The sequence below is a fragment of the Pseudomonas sp. SWI36 genome (genome assembly GCF_002948105.1).
GTDB lineage: Bacteria > Pseudomonadota > Gammaproteobacteria > Pseudomonadales > Pseudomonadaceae > Aquipseudomonas > Aquipseudomonas alloputida.
Genome location: NZ_CP026675.1, coordinates 4,628,765 through 4,647,202, shown reverse-complemented (window position 1 = coordinate 4,647,202; position 18,438 = coordinate 4,628,765). Strand labels below are relative to the sequence as shown.

Below are 18,438 nucleotides of genomic sequence, written 5' to 3'. Positions count from 1 at the left end.
AGGACTTTGCGCAATCACTGCAGGCGCGGGTTTGATCGCGAATGGGCCGGCGCAGGCTGACGCGTTCACCGCCCGCTACGCAACATCTCCACCGGCACATACTTGCCAATTTCGTACTTGCCAATCGCGGCCCGGTGCACTTCATCCGGCCCGTCAGCCAGACGAAGGGTGCGCTGCATGGCATACATGTAGGCCAGCGGGAAATCGCCGCTTACCCCTGCCCCACCATGTATCTGGATAGCCCGGTCGATCACTTTCAAGGCCACGTTCGGCGCCACCACCTTGATCTGGGCGATCTCGCTACGAGCCACCTTGTTGCCGACAGTGTCCATCATGTAGGCCGCTTTGAGCGTCAGCAGCCGGGCCATGTCGATTTCCATGCGCGAGTCGGCGATCTTGTCGACGTTGCCGCCCAGGCGTGCCAGTGGCCGACCGAAAGCAGTACGCTCCACCGAGCGCTTGCACATCAGCTCCAGTGCGCGCTCGGCCATGCCGATCGAGCGCATGCAGTGGTGGATACGCCCTGGACCCAGGCGGCCCTGGGCAATTTCGAAGCCGCGTCCTTCACCAAGGATCACATTTTCGTACGGCACCCGCACATTCTCGAAAAGGACTTCGGCATGACCATGGGGCGCATCGTCATATCCGAACACCGGCAGCGGGCGGACGATCTTCACGCCCGGCGTGTCGGTAGGCACCAGCACCATGGAATGCTGCTGGTGGCGTGGCCCTTCAGGGTCAGACAGGCCCATGAAGATCATGACCTTGCAGCGCGGGTCGCAGGCGCCGGACGTCCACCACTTGCGGCCGTTGATCACCCACTCGTCACCGTCCCGTATGGCGGTAGCAGCCATGTTGGTGGCGTCCGAGGAGGCCACGTCCGGTTCGGTCATGGCAAACGCTGAGCGGATCTCGCCGCGCAGCAGCGGCTCCAGCCACAGGCGTTTCTGCGCCTCGCTGCCATAGCGCACCAGCACTTCCATGTTGCCGGTGTCCGGCGCGGAGCAGTTGAACGGCTCCGGCCCGAGCAACGAGCGGCCCATGATCTCTGCCAGCGGGGCGTACTCCAGGTTGCTCAGGCCAGCGCCGTATTCCGACTCGGGCAAGAACAGGTTCCACAACCCTTCGGCGCGGGCCTTGGCTTTAAGCTCCTCCATGATTGCAGTGGGCTGCCAGCGGTCACCCTCGGCGACCTGGCGCTCGAACACGGCTTCGGCGGGGTAGACATAAGCGTCCATGAACGCAGTGACACGCTCGCGCAGTGCCTGGACCTTGGGCGAATAGGCGAAATCCATCTGGGCTACCTTCACAGTTCGGAGTACGTGGGCCAGAGCCTAGAGCAGCATTGCTCCATCCACCTAGTCTATTTTCCGCGTGTATAAACATTCATAACCGATATATGATCGGCCGATAATTCCAACAAAGAGCGGCGCCCATGAACCTTAGCAAGGTCGACCTCAACCTGTTCATCGTGTTCGATGCGATCTACACCGAAGCCAACCTGACCCGCGCCGGGCAGATCGTCGGCATTACCCAGCCGGCAGTGTCCAATGCCCTGTCGCGCCTGCGCGAAACCTTCAATGACCCGCTGTTCGTGCGTACCGCGCAAGGCATGGTGCCCACACCCATGGCGCAGAACATCATCGGCCCTGTGCGCAACGCGCTGGCGCTGTTGCGGACATCGGTGCAGGAAAGCCGCACGTTCAACCCGCAGCAGGCCAACAAGACCTTCCGCATCAGCATGACCGACCTGACCGAGGCGGTCATCTTGCCGCCGCTGTTCCAGCGCCTGCGCCGCCTGGCGCCGGCGGTAATGATCGAGAGTTTCCTGTGCAAGCGCCGCGAGACCACCAAGGAACTCGCGGCCGGCCGCCTGGACTTTGCCATCGACGCGCCACTGAACACCGACCCGCAGGTGCGCCACATCAAACTGATGCAAGACCGCTATGTCTGCGCCCTGCGCCAGGGCCACCCGCTGGCTGACAGCAAGCTGACCCTCGACAGCTACCTGGGCATGACCCATATCCATATCTCCAGCCGCCGCAACGGCCTGGGTTACGTCGACCTGGCGCTGGGCAAGATGGGTGTTCAACGCAAAGTCGCCCTGCGTTCGCAACACTACCTGATGGCGTCGCAGGTGTTGCAGCAGACCGACATGGCGATGACGGTTCCCGAGCGCTTCGCCCGTCGCCATCAGTTGCGTTATCAGGCGCTGCCGGTGGAGGTCCCCGCACTGGAAACGCACCTGTACTGGCATGAAAGCACCGACCAGGACCCGGCCAACCGCTGGATGCGCGAACAGATCACCGAATTGTGCGAGCGCGTGGTGGCAGAGGAAGAAAAGGCTCTGGAGCACGCCTGAAGGTGCCGGTGAGGTGCCATTGATGGCCCCTCACCAGACAAAGTAGAAAATTCTATGAAAGATCTTCGATAGAGAATTTTTTTCTAAAATAATCGCGAATCGACCTGAGGGAAACGAAAAAAATACCGCTGTTGGCAGGTACGCTTACGTCAATGATCGCCGATTTCACGGCCACTGACACGGACCTGCCCTCAATGCCTAGCGCCCCACTCTACTTCGATTACGCCGCCACTACCCCCGTCGACGACCGGGTTATCGAAACCATGCTCGCCTGCCTGGGTAACCAGGCCAACTTCGGCAACCCGGCTTCCAGCGGCCACGCCTTCGGCCAGGCTGCACGTCACGCCGTGGAGCAGGCGCGCCAGCAAGTCGCCGAGTGCGTCGGCGCGCACGCCGAGCAGCTGGTATGGACCTCGGGCGCGACCGAGTCAAACAACCTGGCGCTCAAGGGTATTGCCCAAGGCATCGGCCAGCCCGGACACCTGATCACCAGCCAGCTGGAACACAAGGCCGTGCTCGACACCGTGGCCGAACTGGAGCGCCAGGGCTGGGCCGTTACTCGCCTGGCAGCGGATGCCGATGGCCTGATCCAGCCTGCAAGCGTGCAGGCAGCGTTGCGCGCTGACACCCGCCTGGTATCGCTGATGGCGGTCAACAACGAACTGGGCACGGTCACCGACTTTGCCGCGATCGGCGAGCAGGTGCGTGCCCACGGTGCCCTGCTGCACGTGGATGCCGCGCAGGCCGTGGGCAAGCTGGCTATCGACCTGCATACGATGGCCGTGGACCTGATGTCTTTTTCGGCGCACAAGGTCTACGGGCCAAAAGGCATCGGCGCGCTGTATGTCGGGCCGCGCGCCCGCGTGCTGATGCGTGCGCAGATGCACGGCGGCGGCCATGAGCAGGGCCTGCGTTCCGGCACCCTGGCGACCCATCAGATAGCGGGCATGGGCAGTGCCTTTGCCTTGGCCGGCCAACCTGGCGACAGCGAACACCAGCGCCTCGAGCAACTGGCAAGACGCCTGCGCACAGGCCTGCTGGCCATGCCCGGCATTACCCTGAACGGCTGCGCCAAGCAACGCATTCCCCATACCTTGAACCTGTGCATCGACAGCAAGGGCTTCAACAGCGCGGCGCTGGCCGGCGAGCTGGCCTTGTCGACCACCTCGGCCTGCAACTCGGCGAGCAACGCTGCCTCGCACGTGCTGCTGGCACTGGGGCTGGATGAGCGTCAGGCACGCAACAGTGTGCGTTTGAGCATCGGCCGTTTCAGCACCGAGGCGGACGTGGACAAGGCACTCGACGTGTTTGGCCGGGTGCTGGCGTCAGCATCGGCCGCACTGTGGTGACCACGCCCTAGTGTGGTGTTTCAGAAACACCACACTAGAACAGGCGGCTGTCCGGCGTGAAATCCTCAACCTGGATTTTCGCGCTCTGCGCCTGCGGGTGCCGTGGGTTGAACAGGTAATTGGTGGTGCTGGGCATGATCGCGCTTGGCACCGGCAGCAGCAATGCCGAACAGTCATCCAGAAAGCGATTGCCCAGCGTACGGGTCAACTCAGGCTGGGCAGACCAGCCGGGCTGCAAAGCGGGCAACTGCGCCTGGGAAACCGTGTCAGGCAGTTCGATGCGCAGCAAGCGCATGGTGGTAGGGAAATCCTCGGGGTCGATCTCCAGGTGCACCAACACTTCCAGCATCGCCCCGGGAGGACTGGTGGCGGCATACACCACCGGCCGACCCGCCTGGTGCCAGCGGCCACTTACACGCAAGCCCCCCGTACCGCTCAAGTCTGCATAGGCGCTGATTCGCCACAAAATCACAGGCCATAGCCCTCGGCAATCTGCAGCAGCATTTCTTCGACCTGAGTGGTGCCTTGCTGGGTGGTGAGCATCTGCATCGGCGTCAGCCCCGAGAAACGTTCCTTGGGCTTGGAAAGCCAGCGTTTGGCCTTGCCCGCTTCACCGAACACGGCCTCGGCCATGGCGGTGATGTGGGCCGAGCGGAACAGCCGATCGCTCTCATCCACGGTCAGCGGTTGGTCACGCTCGATACGGGATTTGAGGGTGCGCAGCGGAATGATCTGGTCGCGCTCCACCGGGGTGAGCACACCGCGCTCGGTCAGCTTCACCAACCAGGTGGCGGCAAAACCATCGGTGATGCGGGTGTGAATTTCGAAGTCGCTGGCAAGCTCGGGAATGTCCAGCAGCGCCTGCAGGCGCGCCCGGTACTCGTGATAACCGTTGTCGCGAAGCACTTCGGCAAGCATGGCATGCTCCTTTTCGGCATTTGCCGACAAGTATGCGGTATATGCCGGGTCATTGCCAGTTTGCCGGGTCGGGCGGTCGAAGCCAGGGCTTTGCCAGATTGACCGCCAGCGTTGCCAGGGCCGCAAAGCGGCCCCAAAAACTTCAGAGGAAGGTGAACACTTGCGATGCCGGCAACCGCGACTTGTTCAGCCCGGCGTTGAAATCCGCCTCGCTGCGGTAACCCAGGCTCAGGATCACCACGCTGGTGAACCCACGCTCACGCAAGCCCAGTTCGGCATCGAGGACCTTGCTGTCGAAGCCCTCGATCGGCGTGGCATCCAGCCCATGCGCCGCCGCACCCAGCAAGGCAGTACCCAGCGCCAGGTAGGTCTGCTTTTCCATCCAGTGCTGCACATCCTTCTGGTCGAAGCGGTGCAGGTTGACGTAGTGGCGGCGGCTCTGGTTTTGCCCGGCGCGCGCTTGCTCATCACGGAAACGGCCATCGGCGGCCTCTTGATCAAGCACGGCGTTCAGGTGTTCTTCAGTCATCTCGGTACGGGTGCAGAACACGATCACGTGCGAGGCATCGAGAAGCTTCTGCGTGTTGTAGGCATAACCCTCAGCAGTGCTCTTGGCCAGGCGGGCCTTGCCTTCGGCCGTGTCGGCGACGATGAAATGCCAAGGCTGGGAATTGACCGACGACGGGCTGTGGCGCAGTTGTTCGAGCAGGGCATCGACAGTGGCCTGGGGAATGCGGCGTGAGGCATCGTAAGCTTTGGTGGTGTAACGGCGCTTGGCCAGCGATACGGTATCCATGCGACAACTCCGGAGTGAACAATGGGTTTGCCGGGCATCTTATCTTTCCAGCAAAAAAGAAAAAGCGGCACAATGTAACAACACTTTCATCCCTGGAATGAAAATGCTGCGCATCACCGACCTCGAACTGTTTGCCCGCAGCAGCGTGCTGGGTAGCTTCACTGCCGCTGCCCATGAAGCAGGCCTGCTGCCAGGCCAGGTGGCGGCCGCGATCAAACGCCTGGAACGCGACCTGGATGTACGCCTGTTCGCCCGCACCACCCGCAGCCTGCGCCTGACCGCCGAGGGCGAGCGCTACCTGCCAACCGCGCTGAATGTGCTGGAAAGCCTGCGCCAGGGCCATGAAGATCTGCATGGCAACCCCAATAGCCTGCGCGGCACCCTGCAGGTGTCGGCCCCTTCCGACATGGGCCGCAACATGCTGCTGCCCTGGCTCAGCGCTTTCCGCCGCGACCACCCGGCATTGCAACTGCGCTTCTTCCTGTCCGACCAGATGGCCGACCTCAACCGCGACCCTGTGGATGTGGCCATCCGCTATGGCCTCAACCAGGATGCCAACTACATCGCCCTGCCACTGGCCGAATGGAACCGCCGCGTGCTGGTGGCCTCGCCCGACTACCTGGCCCGCCACGGCCGCCCGCTTACCCCCGACGCGCTGCAGCAGCATGCCTGTCTGCTGTACATGCAGCACAGCCGGGTGTACGACAAGTGGCAGCTGGGTAACCGCACCGTGCAGGTGCGTGGGCCGCTGGTCAGTGACGATGCCGACGTCATCCGCCGCCTGGCCATCCAGGGGGAAGGTATCGTCTACAAGTCGTGGCTGGATGTCAGCGCCAACATCGCGGCAGGTGAACTGGAAATCGTCCTGCCCGAATTGATCGGCGAGCCTACCCCGCTGGCCTTGGTCTGCCCTCATCGCAAGCAGCTCACGCCTGCCGTGACGCAATTGCACCTGTGGCTACGCGAACGCTTCGAGGCCCTGCGCGCCCGGGCACTGACCAACGGCTGCACAATCGTTCCAGACTGAGCCGGGGGCGTTGCGCTAAGGTAGCCATTTACCCCACGGTACACGTCCATGAGCAACTGGATCGACTTCAAACAAGACGCCGACACCGGCATCGAGTCGGTCCGTGCGCATTTTGTCGGCCATGCCTATGACCCCCACTGGCACGACAGCTTCCTGGTCGGCGTGACCGAGCAGGGCGTGCAGCAGTTCAACTGCCGCCGGGTGCGCCACCGCAGCACGCCGGGGCAGGTATTTTTACTTGAGCCTGGCGACATCCACGATGGCCTGGCGCCCACCGAAGAAGGCTTCACCTATTCGACGCTGTACCTGGAGCCCGCCTGGCTCGACCAACAGCTGCGCGCGCTGTACGAGCACGCGCCGGGCGACAGCCTGCCCAGCTTCGCCGACACCCTGTGCCACGACGAACGCCTGGCACGGGCCACCGCCCTGGCCTTCAGGGCCGTGCATCACCAGGACTTGCGCATCGTCAGGCAAACGGCCATGGACGATCTGCTGGCCTGCCTGACCCGCCACCTGCACTGGCGCCGCCGCATCAACCCCGACCCGCGCCTGCCGCTGACCGCACAGCGCGCCCGGGACTTCCTGCATGCCAACCTGGAACGCGACATCGGCCTGGAGGACCTGGCCCAGGCCTGCGGCATCGACCGCTTCCGCCTGACGCGTGCGTTCAAGGCAGCGTTCGGCATTGCACCCCATGCCTACCTGATCCAGCTGCGCCTGGCCCGCGCGCGGCGCCTGCTTGCCCAAGGCCAGACACCTGCCGAAGTGGCCGTGGCGTTGGGCTTTGCCGACCAGAGCCACCTGGGGCGCTGGTTCCGCCGCGCCTACCAGTTGACCCCCGCCGACTACCGCAGGCGCTGCTCAAACCTTCCAGACTGAGTGCCGGCGGGCAGCGAGCATGGTGCTTCGATGTTACGGAGCCCATGAACCATGTCTGAGTCGCTGTTGCCCTTCATTCTGTTTGCCCTGGTGTCCAGTATCAGCCCGGGGCCGACCAACCTGTTGATCCTGGCCCATGGCGCCCGCCGGGGCCTGCGCGCAAGCCTGGCGCCGATCGTGGCGGCGTGTGGCGCGGCTGCCTCCATTGTGCTGCTCGTCGGGCTGGGGCTGGGCGAACTGCTGCTGCGCTACCCCTTGGCGCAACAGCTGATGAGCTGGGCCGGGGTGCTGTGGCTGAGCAGCCTGGCGTGGAAGATGCTGCGCAGTGCCGCCGCCCCGCTCCACGCGGCCACGGCACAAGGCTTCAGTGCGCTCAGTGCGGCCTCGTTGCAGGTGGTGAACCCCAAGGTGTGGTTGATGGCCGTGGCGGTGGTCGGGGTATTTGCCGCGCCGTCGTTGCCCGTGTGGCAGCTGGCGCTGGTGTTCTTGCTGATCGCTCTGCCGAGCATGGCCGCCTGGGCGGTGTTGGGGGTGGGGAGCGCCCGGTGGCTGCAGGCACCGGGGCGATTGCGGGTGTTCAACCAGGTATTGGCGGGGGTTTTGTTGATATCAGCATGGGCTGCAGTATTGGCCTGAGTCTCTGCTTGACTGGCAAGGGGCCTGAGCGGCCTCGGCTCAACGTGTCAACGCCTCGCGAAAGCGCCGGGTACTGGCAACGGCCAGTACCAGCCCGACCACTGCCACGCTGCCGCCCACTAGGCCGATATCCGCCACGTTCATCTGGCTGCTGACGATACTGCCGAGCAGCGCACCACCGCCAATGCCGATGTTGTAGATACCCGAGAACAGCGCCATGGCCACATCGGTGGCGTCGGACGCCAGCTTCAGGGTCTTGGACTGCAGCGCCAGGCTGAAGCTGAGAACTGCCACGCCCCAGAACATGCTCAGCACTGCGAACACATAGAAGTTGCCCGACAGCGGCAACATCAGCAACAGGCACGCGGCGAGTACCCCGATCGAACCCACCAGGAAGCCATGCGGGAAGCGTTCGCTGTAACGGCTGAACAACAACGAACCAAAAACCCCGGCACCGCCGAACAACAGCAGCAACAGCGTGGTGCGGTCGCCGCCGATCTGCGCTACGTGCAGGGCGAACGGCTCGATATAGCTGTAGGCCGTGAACTGCGCGGTAATGACCAGCGTTACCAGCAAGTAGGTAATGACCAGTGCCGGGCGCTTGAACAGAACCGGCAGGCTGCGCAACGAACCGGAGTTCTGGCTGGGCAGCAGCGGCAGCGATTTCATCAGGCACAGCATGGCGGCTAGCGCTACCCCGGCAATGCTCAGGAACGTGATGCGCCAGCCCAGTGCCTCGCCCACCACACGGCCCAGCGGGATGCCCAGGACCATGGCCAGGGTAGTACCGGTGGCCAGCAGGCCCAGCGCCTTGGCCTGCTGGCCCGGCGGCGCCACACGCACCGCCAGCGAAGCGGTGATGGACCAGAACACCGCATGCGCCAGGGCAATGCCGATGCGGCTGACCAGCAGCATGGCGAAGCTTTGCGAAAGCCAGGACAGCAAGTGGCTGACAACGAACACCAGGAACACGAACAGCAGCAGACGCCGCCGTTCGATGTTGCGGGTCAGCAACATCATGGGCAACGAGGCCAGCGCCACGATCCAGGCATAGATGGTCAGCATCAGGCCGACCTGGGCAGTGCTCATGTCGAAGCTGCGGCCAATGTCACTGAGCAGCGCCACCGGGACGAACTCGGTGGTGTTGAAAATGAAGGCCGCCAAGGCCAGGGCGATGACGCTCAGCCAGCTGCCGCTGCCCGTTGTGGGCGGCAGGTGAGTGGGTATGGGTCCGTTCATGGGTGGAAACCGCTTCTCCGCAGACAAGGCAACAGGTCGCACGCCAGCCACCCGCTTGCAGGGCTGCCAACGTACGTTTTTGTTATGGATAGGAATGCCCGGCATGGTACGCGCCAAGCTGGGGCCTCACAACCGCAAGGCAGGCAGAAGGAGTACCATGCGCGCTTTGTGTGAAACGCGTGTGCAACAAGGAGCCCGATCCGCTCATGGACAAGCAACACCCCCAGCAGCAGTGGCAGCAGGCAGTCATCGCCTATGCCCAGGCCGTCAACGACTACGTCGCGCAGGGCCGTGTGCACGGCTGGGACAACCTCGAAGAGCCGCAGGCACCCGCCACCGAACACCTGCTCGATGCCTGGCTGGCAGCCCTGCAGGCAGCCAACCGCCCTGGCGTCGACGAACCGCAGCGCCAGGCATTCCGCAAGGCCTGGCCACCCGCACACCACCCCTTGATACCGTTGCTCGAAGACCACGGCCAAGGCATCAGCCATGTCCTGCTGCTGGAAGATGGCAGCCTGCTGGCCCGCATCGGCATGCCTTACGACAAGGGCCAGGTGGTGCGTATCGACCACCATGGGGTAACCCCGGTCATCGGCATCGAACACTTTGGCCGCTGCCCCGCGCGGCGCTACTTCGCCCTGGCCAATGCCGAGGGCGTGCGTGTGACCGATGGCTGGGGCGGCCCGCAAGTGCAACGCCTGGCCTGGCCCACGGGGCTGGAGGGGTTGCCGCCAGGTTACCCGTTCGAGCCGTTCGACCTGCCGCCCACACCGACCGCGCTGATCCCCTTCCCCGATGGCCAGCGAGTACTGCTGGTGAGCGCCGAAGGTATCTTCGTGCTGGCCACTCAAGGTGCGACTCGCCTGCTGCCACAGCAGGCACGCGTGCTCGAAGAGCTGGCCGAGGGCACCGACCCGGACGACATCAGCCTGGGGCTGAGCATGGAGCATGGTGCGGTGTCGGCGGATGGCCGGCTGATCGTCGTGGGTGAGCAAGGCAGCCGACATCTTGTTCTGGACGAACGACTCAAGCCGCTGGCGCACATCGGCCCGGGCAGTGAATACCCGCACTTTGCCTTGTTCAACCGCGCGGGGGACCAGTTGATCGTCAATGCCTGCCATTTCTACAGCGGTGCCACGCTGGCCGTGAGGGTGGCAGACCTGCACGGGCTGGATACCGATTACTACAGCCAGGACCCGCGTACCCCGCTGGTGCAGGATGGCGCAAGGGTGTATGCGGGGGTTGCGCGCAATGGCGAGTACATCGTAGGGGATGCTTATGGCTACCTGCGGGCGTTTGGCGAAGAGGGTACGGAGCATTGGCAGCATTACCTGGGCTCGACCATCAGTGCGATGGATATCAGCGCCGACGGGCAAACGCTGGTGGCGGCGAGCCATGCGGGGGTTATTTCGGTGATTGCGCTGGATAGCGGGCGGCCCGAGTGGCAGATCGGTACCGGGGCGCACAGCGAGGTGCGGCGATGGTTGTTCTGGAAGGGCTGGGACAAGCCAATGGCCTGGTAAAACGGCTGCATCGTTGCTGCCTGTACGGGCCCCACCGTGCGCAAGCCCTACATCACCCCTGTGTAGGAGCGGGCTTGCCCGCGAAGAGGCCCGTACAGGCAACCGATCAATCAGCCCTGTAGCGTGGCCATGTCGATCACGAACCGGTACTTCACATCACCGGCAATCATCCGCTCATAGGCCTGGTTGATGTTGCGGATGTCCAGCATCTCGATATCGCAACGGATGTCGTGCTCGGCGCAGAAGTCCAGCACTTCCTGAGTCTCGGCAATCCCCCCGATCAACGACCCCGCCAGCACCCGGCGCTTCATCACCAGGTTGGCCGCGTGCAATGCCGGGTCGATCGGTTCGATCAGGCCGACCAGGATGTGCACACCGTCGAACTTCAGCGTTTCCAGGTACGGGTTGAGGTCGTGCTGCACCGGAATGGTGTCGAGCAGGAAATCGAAACGGCCGGCAGCGGCGCGCATCTGCTCGGCATCAGTGGAGACAATCACATGGTCGGCCCCCTGGCGGCGCGCTTCCTCGGCCTTGGCTTGGGAGCGCGTGAACAGGGTCACTTCCGCACCCAGGGCCTTGGCCAGTTTGATGCCCATGTGACCCAGGCCGCCCATGCCGAGGATGCCGATCTTGTGGCCTGGGCCAACGCCGTGGTGCTTGAGCGGCGAATAGGTGGTGATGCCGGCACACAGAATAGGTGCAGCGCTGGGCAGGTCCATGCCGGCCGGTATGCGCACCACGAAGTGCTCGCTGACCACGATGCTGCTGGAGTACCCCCCCATGGTGTTGCTGCCGTCGACCCGGTCCGGGGTGGCGTAGGTCATGGTCGGGCCTTCGAGGCAATATTGCTCCAGGTCCTTGGCGCAGGCTTCACAGGTACGGCACGAGTCGACCATGCAGCCGACGCCCACCAGGTCACCGACCTTGTGCGCGGTGACCTTGTCGCCCACCGCCGTGACCCGGCCGATGATCTCGTGGCCCGGCATCAGCGGGTACACGGCAATGCCCCATTCGTTGCGCGCCTGGTGGATGTCGGAGTGGCACACGCCGCAGTACAGGATGTCGATGGCGACGTCATCCGGGCGCGGGCTGCGGCGTTGGAACGTCATGGGAGCCAGGGGGCTGGTGGGGGTTTGAGCGGCATAACCGATGGCGGTATACATGCAGGGCCTCGCAGTGAAGTGAAACGATTCAGGCGACGCATTCTGCGCGTCGTTCGCCGCCTCGCCCACGGCTGATTCTCCGGCATGCATGCCTGATTCTACGAAGATGCCAAGCCATGGCTGGCGCCACGCCCTCAATCTGCGATGATCAAGCTGTCTGATTCTCTGCCCCTGGTCCACCATGCAACTGACCCGTCACGTCGATGCCAATGCGCCGCTCTGCTCACTGATCCGCAGCCTCACCACGCGCCCGGGCTTCGTGCCCACCCTCCTGCCCCAGGTGCAGGTGCTGAGCTGGGACCACTATGTGGCCAGCAGCCCACAGATCTACGAACCCAGCCTCATGATCCTGGCCCAGGGCAGCAAACTGGCGCGCCTGGGGCCTCGCACCCTGGAGTACGGCGCCGGGCATTACCTGGTGCAGGCGTTGTCGGTGCCGTTCATGTGCGAAACCTTCGCCACCCCTGACGCGCCATTGCTGGGCGTGGCGGTGGGCATCGACCGTGGCGTGCTGGGCGAGTTGGTGCAGAGCATGGGCTTGGCACCGGACGCTGAAGTGCAGGCGCAAACCCCGCAATCGATGACCTCGGCGGCACTGGATGCACCCATGCGCGAAAGTGTGGAACGGCTGCTGCACTGCCTGCACGACCCGCTTGACGCCAAGGTACTGGGCCCGGCGCGCGTACGCGAGGTGCTGTATACCGCGCTGCGCGGCCCGCAGGCCGGTGTTTTGCGGGCACTGGTGGAGCAACAGGGGCACTTCGCCCGCATCGGCGCCGCCCTCGCCCACCTGCGCGAGCACTACGCCGAGCCGCTGAGCGTGGAGGCACTGGCCGCGCGGGCCAACATGAGCGTTTCGACCTTCCATGAACACTTCAAGCGCTGCACCGACATGGCGCCGATGCAGTACCTGAAGCGCTTGCGGCTACTCAAGGCGCAGCAAATGCTGATTGGCGAAGGCCTGGGCGTGGCACAGGCTGCGCACCGGGTGGGCTATCAGAGCACCTCGCAGTTCAGCCGCGAGTACAAGCGCCAGTTCGAACGCAGCCCGGGGGATGAACAGCCCTATCAGAGCTTGCCTGTGTAGCGAAGCCAGTTTATCAAGCATGCCCACACACAGTGGTCGGCGCTTCATGTTTGCCGTTCGACCATGGCGATAATTGCGGCCTTGAGCTCAGCCTTGGCCTGCCCGGCCTCCAGTTCCCCTGCTGCAGCCGCCTGGGACAGTGCATCCGCTGCCCCCACCAGCAGGCGCATGCCGGCAACCCCTACATTGCCGCTGGGCGAAAACCCGGCCAAGGCTTCGCGGCACTTGTCCAGGAACGGCTGCTCGTACGCCCGCTTCAGCGCCTCCATTTCCGGCGACCCGGCCAGCGCTGCCGACACTCCAGGTATCTCCCGGCCCTGGCTCATTACGCAGTCCACGTAGGCCTCGGCGATCACCCGGGCGCGGCTGGCCAGGCTGGCTTCACAGCTGGCCAAGGCTCGCGCCAGCATCTGCGACTGACGCGCATCGTATTCCTGATACAGCGCCACCAGCAGCCCGTTGCGGGTCTCGAAATGGTCGTAGACCACCGGCTTGGTCACCCCCGCCTGTTCGGCCAGGCGGCCCAGGCTCAAGGCATCGGTACCCTCCTCCCGCACCAATTGCCAGGCCATATCCAGCAACTGCCTGCGTCGGTCGTCGCGGCTCAGGCGCTTGCGGGAACGTGCTTGATGATCGCTTGACATCGATTACCTACCAAAAGTAACTTACTAATCGTAACTTACCTGGAGTATATAACGCTTCAGGCTACCCTGCATCCTTGAATGGAGAGCCACCATGCACGCTCTGATCGTCGTCGGTCACCATGACCCGCAATCCCTCACCCACGCGCTGGCCCGGCAGGTTGCCGACGGCCTGGCCAGCGTCGGCCACAGCAGCGAAATCGCCGACCTGGCCAGCGAAGGCTTCGACCCCCGCTTCAGCCTGGCAGACCATGCCGTGCACCGCCGGCTGGCAGCACCGCCGGCCGATGTACTCAACGAGCAGGCACGCATCGAGCGCGCCGATGCCCTGGTGCTGGTCTATCCGATCTACTGGTGGTCGCTGCCGGCCTTGCTCAAGGGGTGGGTCGAGCGGGTATTCAGCAACGGCTGGGCGTTCGACTATGAAGGGGGCACCACGGTCAAGAAATTGCGCGGCATGAAGGTTCACCTGGTCGGCATTGCAGGTGCCGATACAGGCACCTTCGACCGGCATGGCTATGGCGAGGCGATGCGCGTGCAGATCGAGCACGGCATCTTCGACTATTGCGGCGCAGAAGTACTCAGTTCCACATTGCTGGATGACAGCGAAGGGGCTGACCAACTTCCCCACTTGCACCACGCACACGCTTTGGGCAAAAAACTGTTTGCAGATTGCCAGGCCGCAGCCTGAACCGGCACAGTGCCGCTACTCAGGTAGCGGCAGCCTCGGTTCTGCAAGCCACCCCATTGCAGGAAATCAGACGACCCGGCTACCATTGAGAACGATTCACACTCACAACCGGAAGCCAGGCGTTGGACAGCACATCGACCCGTAAACTGGGCTTTTTCTTCAGCGACCACCATCGCTGGTTGCTCCAGCACATCCAGAAACGCCTGCGCAACCACGCCGACGCAGAGGACACCGCCGCCGAAACGTTCTGCCAGATGCTCGGCGCACGTGTCGACCCGGACAGCATCCTGCAGCCTCGCGCCTACCTTACCGTCATCGCCCGTCGGCTGATCTTCGACCGCCATCGCCGTCGCCAGCTCGAGCAGGCCTACCTGGAACACCTGGCACGGCTGCCTGAGGCCGTAGCGCCATCGGCCGAGGAGCAACTGCTGCTGATCGAGGCCCTGGTGAACATCGATCAGGCACTGGACGGCTTGCCGGCAGTCGTCAAAGCCACCTTCCTCTACAGCCAGCTCGACGGCATGCACTACGCCGACATCGCGGCAAAGCTGCAGATCAGTGAACGCTCTGTCAGCCGCTACATGAAACAGGCGCTGCGCCAATGTTACCTGTGCGAAGTGCAGCCATGAGCAGGCCTGCTCTGGACCGGGTCAGCGAGCAGGCCATCGACTGGATGGTGGAGCTCAGGGCCGCTACGCCTGACCCGGCGCTGCTGCAACGGGTCAGGCTGTGGCTGCAGCAAGACCCCGCTCACCAACAGGCCTGGAACCGCCTGGAGCAACGCCTTGGCCATCCGTTCGCCGCGTTGCTCGCCCTGGATCAGCGGGCCCCTGGCCAAGCAGCAGAGGCACGCCGATTGCTGATGCAGCCTACTCGCTCACGGCGTGACGTACTTGGCGCCATGGCCAGTCTGGGGCTGTTCGGCGCGGCGCTGTGGGGTGGTTGGCGCAGCGACACCACCCAGGGCTGGCTGGCCGATTTGCACACGGGCCGTGGCGAGCGGCGCAGTTTTACCTTGGCAGACGGCAGCCGCCTGAGCCTGAACAGTGCCAGTGCGGTCGACGTGCAGTTCGATGCCGGGCAGCGCCTTCTGGTGCTGCGTCACGGCGAGTTGCTGATCCAGGTTGCGCGCGATCCGTTGCGCCCCTTGCGCGTGCGCACCGCGCAAGGGCAAGTGCAGGCGTTGGGGACGCGGTTTCTGGTCAGCCAGGAGCAGGACGCCACACGTGTTGTGGTACTGCAGCACAGCGTCCGCGCCAGTCTGGCCAATGGACAGTGGGCGGAGCTGCAGCAAGGGCAGGCTGCCCTGCTACGGAACAACACCATTGAGCGCCTGACAGGCGAGCAACAGCAACGTGCTGCATGGCTGGAGGGCCGCCTGGAGGTCCTCGACCAGCCTCTGCATGTGGTGGTCGACGCGCTGCGCCCCTACCAGCGCGGCTACATCCGGCTCGCCCCCGCGGCACGCGATCTGCGGGTGCAGGGCGTATTTCCTCTGGACCAGCCACAGCAGGCGTTCAAGGCCTTGGCCGAGGCCCTTCCAATCAGCGTGGAGCGCTATGGCCCGTGGCTGATGTTGATCGACCTGAACTCCGCCAGATAGAAATATTTATCAAAATCATTCGCAATCGTGGCAAGTTTTCTTTGCTCATCCCACATACCTCCTGACAGCCACTTCATTCGGGAGTAATCCGTGTACAACCCCTTGCCCCGCGCCCTGCCCCTGGTCGCTGCCCTGGCCAGCTTCAACGTGCTTGCCCAGGCGCAAACCCAAGTGTTCGACCTGCCACCCGCCAGCCTGGCTCACACGCTCAACCGCATCGCCAGCCAGAGCGGCCACATCATCGCGCTGGAGCCAGCACTGGTGCACGGCAAGCAGGCACCTGCCGTGGTCGGCCAGATGAGTGCCGAGCAGGCCATGCAAGCTGCGCTGGCCGGTAGCGGCTTGCAGTTGCGGGTTTCCGCCGAGGGCCATTTCAGTGTGGCGCCCGGCAACCTGGGCAGCGACGTCATGGAGCTGGGCAGCACCAGCATCACCGACAACTATGTGGACGCAACCAGCGAAGGCACCGGGTCGTATGCCGCCCGCGCGGTGACCCTGGGCAAAGGCACGCACACCCTCAAGGAGATTCCCCAGTCGGTCACCGTCATCACGCGCAAGCAACTGGATGACCAGGGCATCACCGACTTGCAGGACGCGCTTAACCACACCACAGGCATTGTCGGCGCGCAGGGCATTGGCCCTGGCGTGGTCGTGACCTCGCGTGGTTTTCAGATTGATGACTGGCAATACGACGGTGTGCCGATCCCGCGAAACAACTATTCGCTGGGCAACTGGGCAACCCAGGACCTGGTGTTCTTCGACCGGGTGGAAGTGCTGCGCGGTGCTTCGGGCCTGTTGCAAGGCACCGGCAGCCCAGGTGGCGCAATCAACCTGGTGCGCAAGCGTGGCCAAACGGTGCCGGCCGTTACGCTGACAGGCAAAGCTGGCTCCTGGGACCACTATGGCCTGCAGCTGGATGCCGGCGGCCCGCTGACGACCGACGGCCGTGTTCGCGGGCGGCTTGTCGCTGACGAGGACCAAAGCGACAGCTTCATCGACTATGTCTGGAGCAAAAACCATTCGCTGTACGGTGCGCTGGACATCGACCTGACCGATGCGACGACAGTGGGCGGCGGCATAAGCTACAACCGTCAGCAGTCCCGGCCGATGCTGCGCGGCCTCCCACGCTACGCCAGTGGCAAACCGGTCGACCTGCCGCGTTCGACTTACACCGGCGCCCGCTGGAGCCGCGCAGAAACCGACGTCACCACGTACTACCTGGACCTTGAGCACCGCTTCAACGATGACTGGACCTTCAAGGCCGCAGCCGTACGCATGGATGAAACCAACACATCCACCCACCAGCGCGTGCAGAGCACCCGCCAGGGCGTTGCGCCTGACGGCAGCGGCATCACCTACGCCGACTGGCTCACCGATTTTCACTCGACCAAGCTGGGCCTGGACATGAACGTGGTGGGCCACTTCAACACCGGTCCCCTGGCCCACGAAATCACCGTGGGAGGCAACTACTCCAAACTGACCTCGGATGACGCCTATTGGCGCAACTTCGACGCCGGCGGCAACATCTTCGATATCGACCATGACCGCCCGGAGCCCAGCCGCGACAGCGTATTCGATGGCGAAGCTGCACGCTCCAACAGGGCCAGCTACGACATCCGCCAGAAGGGCCTGTATGGCGCCTGGCGCATCAAGCCTACCCAGGATCTGACCTTGATCCTCGGCACGCGTGTCAGCTGGTTCGACTACAGCTGGGATTCGATCGACTTCGAGAGCCTGACCGACTCCGGTACCCGCTACCCCACCAGCCGCATGACCGAAACGGGCCAAGTCACCCCTTATGCCGGCTTTGTCTACGACCTGACCCGCGAATGGGCCTGGTACGCTAGCTACACCGACGTGTTTGTACCGCAAACCGAACGCGCCGTGGGCAATGCGCCGCTCAAACCGGTGATCGGCAGCAACTACGAAACGGGCCTGAAGGGCGAACTCCTCGACGGCCGGGTCAACGCCTCGATCGCACTGTTTCGCTACGACCAGGAAAACCGCGCCGTCACCGACGTAGCCTCGGGCTTCGCCTGCGATGACTGGTACTGCTCCACCGCAGCGGGCAAGGTGCGCAGCCAAGGCGTTGAAGCCGAAATCAGCGGCGAAGTGCTGAGTGGCCTGCAGCTGTTCGCAGGCTACACCTACAACACCACCAAGTTCCTCGATGACCCTGACGAGAAAGGCCGCACCTTCAGCCAGTGGACACCCAAGCACATGCTGCGTGCATGGGCCGATTACACCCTGCCACTGGACGGCCAGCGCTGGAGCACCGGCCTGGGCTTCACCACCCAGAGCCACACCCTCGGCTACGAGCGTACCTATACCGTGCCTGGCTATACCGTGTGGAGCGCACGCCTGGCGTACCAGCTAACCCCCGAAGTGAACCTTGCCGTCAACGCCAACAACCTGTTCGACAAGAAGTACTGGGTTGCAGGCTTCAACCAGCTCAATGGCAGCAACAACTATGGCGAGCCACGCAACTTCATGCTGACGGTGAAATACACCCCGCAACTCTGAC

18 protein-coding genes are annotated in these 18,438 nt (G+C 63.8%); 11 read left to right on the top strand and 7 right to left on the bottom strand.

Going from position 1 to position 18,438, the window contains the following annotated elements:
• Positions 1 to 65 precede the first annotated feature (65 nt).
• Positions 66 to 1,295 carry an acyl-CoA dehydrogenase gene (locus tag C4Q27_RS22175; RefSeq protein WP_104887380.1) on the bottom strand — a complete coding sequence of 410 codons (1,230 nt, stop codon included), beginning with the start codon at positions 1,293 to 1,295 and terminating at the stop codon, positions 66 to 68.
• Between the two features lie 140 nt (positions 1,296 to 1,435).
• Between C4Q27_RS22175 and C4Q27_RS22170 the strand changes: the two genes are divergently transcribed.
• Both C4Q27_RS22170 and C4Q27_RS22165 read left to right on the top strand, forming a co-directional pair.
• Positions 1,436 to 2,362 (top strand): LysR family transcriptional regulator, encoded by a 927-nt coding sequence (locus C4Q27_RS22170; protein WP_010953387.1) that lies wholly within the window; start codon positions 1,436 to 1,438, stop codon positions 2,360 to 2,362.
• 194 nt (positions 2,363 to 2,556) lie between these two features.
• Positions 2,557 to 3,711, top strand: coding sequence for a cysteine desulfurase family protein (locus C4Q27_RS22165; protein ID WP_064492465.1), 1,155 nt, complete (start codon positions 2,557 to 2,559; stop codon positions 3,709 to 3,711).
• 34 nt (positions 3,712 to 3,745) lie between these two features.
• Here C4Q27_RS22165 and C4Q27_RS22160 read toward each other — a convergent pair whose 3' ends face one another.
• The 3 genes from C4Q27_RS22160 to C4Q27_RS22150 form a co-directional block, all read right to left on the bottom strand.
• Positions 3,746 to 4,183: an RES family NAD+ phosphorylase gene (locus tag C4Q27_RS22160; RefSeq protein ID WP_003250527.1), complete on the bottom strand. Its 438-nt coding sequence runs from the start codon at positions 4,181 to 4,183 to the stop codon at positions 3,746 to 3,748.
• Positions 4,180 to 4,629: an antitoxin Xre/MbcA/ParS toxin-binding domain-containing protein gene (locus C4Q27_RS22155; protein ID WP_003250525.1), complete on the bottom strand. Its 450-nt coding sequence runs from the start codon at positions 4,627 to 4,629 to the stop codon at positions 4,180 to 4,182. Before C4Q27_RS22155 ends, C4Q27_RS22160 begins: the two co-directional genes overlap by 4 nt.
• A gap of 142 nt (positions 4,630 to 4,771) precedes the next feature.
• Positions 4,772 to 5,425, bottom strand: coding sequence for an oxygen-insensitive NAD(P)H-dependent nitroreductase NfsB (locus C4Q27_RS22150; protein ID WP_014591578.1), 654 nt, complete (start codon positions 5,423 to 5,425; stop codon positions 4,772 to 4,774).
• A 103-nt stretch (positions 5,426 to 5,528) separates the two neighbouring features.
• On the opposite strand from C4Q27_RS22150, the gene C4Q27_RS22145 reads away from it, so the two are divergent.
• Genes C4Q27_RS22145 through C4Q27_RS22135 form a run of 3 tightly spaced genes read left to right on the top strand, consistent with a single transcriptional unit; the run spans position 5,529 to position 7,967 of the window.
• Positions 5,529 to 6,452 carry a LysR family transcriptional regulator gene (locus C4Q27_RS22145; RefSeq protein WP_010953383.1) on the top strand — a complete coding sequence of 308 codons (924 nt, stop codon included), beginning with the start codon at positions 5,529 to 5,531 and terminating at the stop codon, positions 6,450 to 6,452.
• Positions 6,453 to 6,500: 48 nt separating this feature from the next.
• Positions 6,501 to 7,331: an AraC family transcriptional regulator gene (locus C4Q27_RS22140; RefSeq protein WP_064492456.1), complete on the top strand. Its 831-nt coding sequence runs from the start codon at positions 6,501 to 6,503 to the stop codon at positions 7,329 to 7,331.
• 51 nt (positions 7,332 to 7,382) lie between these two features.
• Positions 7,383 to 7,967, top strand: coding sequence for a LysE family translocator (locus tag C4Q27_RS22135; RefSeq protein WP_064492455.1), 585 nt, complete (start codon positions 7,383 to 7,385; stop codon positions 7,965 to 7,967).
• Positions 7,968 to 8,006: 39 nt separating this feature from the next.
• On the opposite strand, the gene C4Q27_RS22130 is transcribed toward C4Q27_RS22135, so the two are convergent.
• The gene (locus C4Q27_RS22130; protein WP_104887379.1) at positions 8,007 to 9,206 is read right to left on the bottom strand and encodes a sugar transporter; all 1,200 of its coding nucleotides are present in this window, start codon (positions 9,204 to 9,206) and stop codon (positions 8,007 to 8,009) included.
• 206 nt (positions 9,207 to 9,412) lie between these two features.
• Between C4Q27_RS22130 and C4Q27_RS22125 the strand changes: the two genes are divergently transcribed.
• On the top strand, positions 9,413 to 10,729 hold the full coding sequence (locus C4Q27_RS22125; RefSeq protein WP_104887378.1) for a hypothetical protein: 1,317 nt from the start codon (positions 9,413 to 9,415) through the stop codon (positions 10,727 to 10,729).
• Positions 10,730 to 10,839: 110 nt separating this feature from the next.
• Here the strand turns inward: C4Q27_RS22125 and calA are convergent, their stop codons facing one another.
• The gene (calA, locus tag C4Q27_RS22120) at positions 10,840 to 11,892 is read right to left on the bottom strand and encodes a vanillin reductase (RefSeq protein ID WP_010953379.1); all 1,053 of its coding nucleotides are present in this window, start codon (positions 11,890 to 11,892) and stop codon (positions 10,840 to 10,842) included.
• A 181-nt stretch (positions 11,893 to 12,073) separates the two neighbouring features.
• Between calA and C4Q27_RS22115 the strand changes: the two genes are divergently transcribed.
• Positions 12,074 to 12,979: an AraC family transcriptional regulator gene (locus C4Q27_RS22115; protein ID WP_064492452.1), complete on the top strand. Its 906-nt coding sequence runs from the start codon at positions 12,074 to 12,076 to the stop codon at positions 12,977 to 12,979.
• Positions 12,980 to 13,023: 44 nt separating this feature from the next.
• On the opposite strand, the gene C4Q27_RS22110 is transcribed toward C4Q27_RS22115, so the two are convergent.
• Positions 13,024 to 13,623, bottom strand: coding sequence for a TetR/AcrR family transcriptional regulator (locus tag C4Q27_RS22110; protein ID WP_104887377.1), 600 nt, complete (start codon positions 13,621 to 13,623; stop codon positions 13,024 to 13,026).
• A gap of 91 nt (positions 13,624 to 13,714) precedes the next feature.
• Between C4Q27_RS22110 and C4Q27_RS22105 the strand changes: the two genes are divergently transcribed.
• The 4 genes from C4Q27_RS22105 (at position 13,715) to C4Q27_RS22090 (ending at position 18,437) form a co-directional block, all read left to right on the top strand.
• Positions 13,715 to 14,311, top strand: a complete 597-nt coding sequence (locus C4Q27_RS22105) for an NAD(P)H-dependent oxidoreductase (protein ID WP_104887376.1) — start codon at positions 13,715 to 13,717, stop codon at positions 14,309 to 14,311.
• 122 nt (positions 14,312 to 14,433) lie between these two features.
• Positions 14,434 to 14,940 carry a sigma-70 family RNA polymerase sigma factor gene (locus C4Q27_RS22100; protein ID WP_104887375.1) on the top strand — a complete coding sequence of 169 codons (507 nt, stop codon included), beginning with the start codon at positions 14,434 to 14,436 and terminating at the stop codon, positions 14,938 to 14,940.
• Positions 14,937 to 15,914, top strand: a complete 978-nt coding sequence (locus C4Q27_RS22095; protein WP_104887374.1) for a FecR family protein — start codon at positions 14,937 to 14,939, stop codon at positions 15,912 to 15,914. Before C4Q27_RS22100 ends, C4Q27_RS22095 begins: the two co-directional genes overlap by 4 nt.
• Positions 15,915 to 16,004: 90 nt before the next feature.
• Complete coding sequence (locus C4Q27_RS22090) at positions 16,005 to 18,437, top strand: TonB-dependent receptor (protein WP_104887373.1); 2,433 nt, start codon at positions 16,005 to 16,007, stop codon at positions 18,435 to 18,437.
• Position 18,438 lies beyond the last annotated feature (1 nt).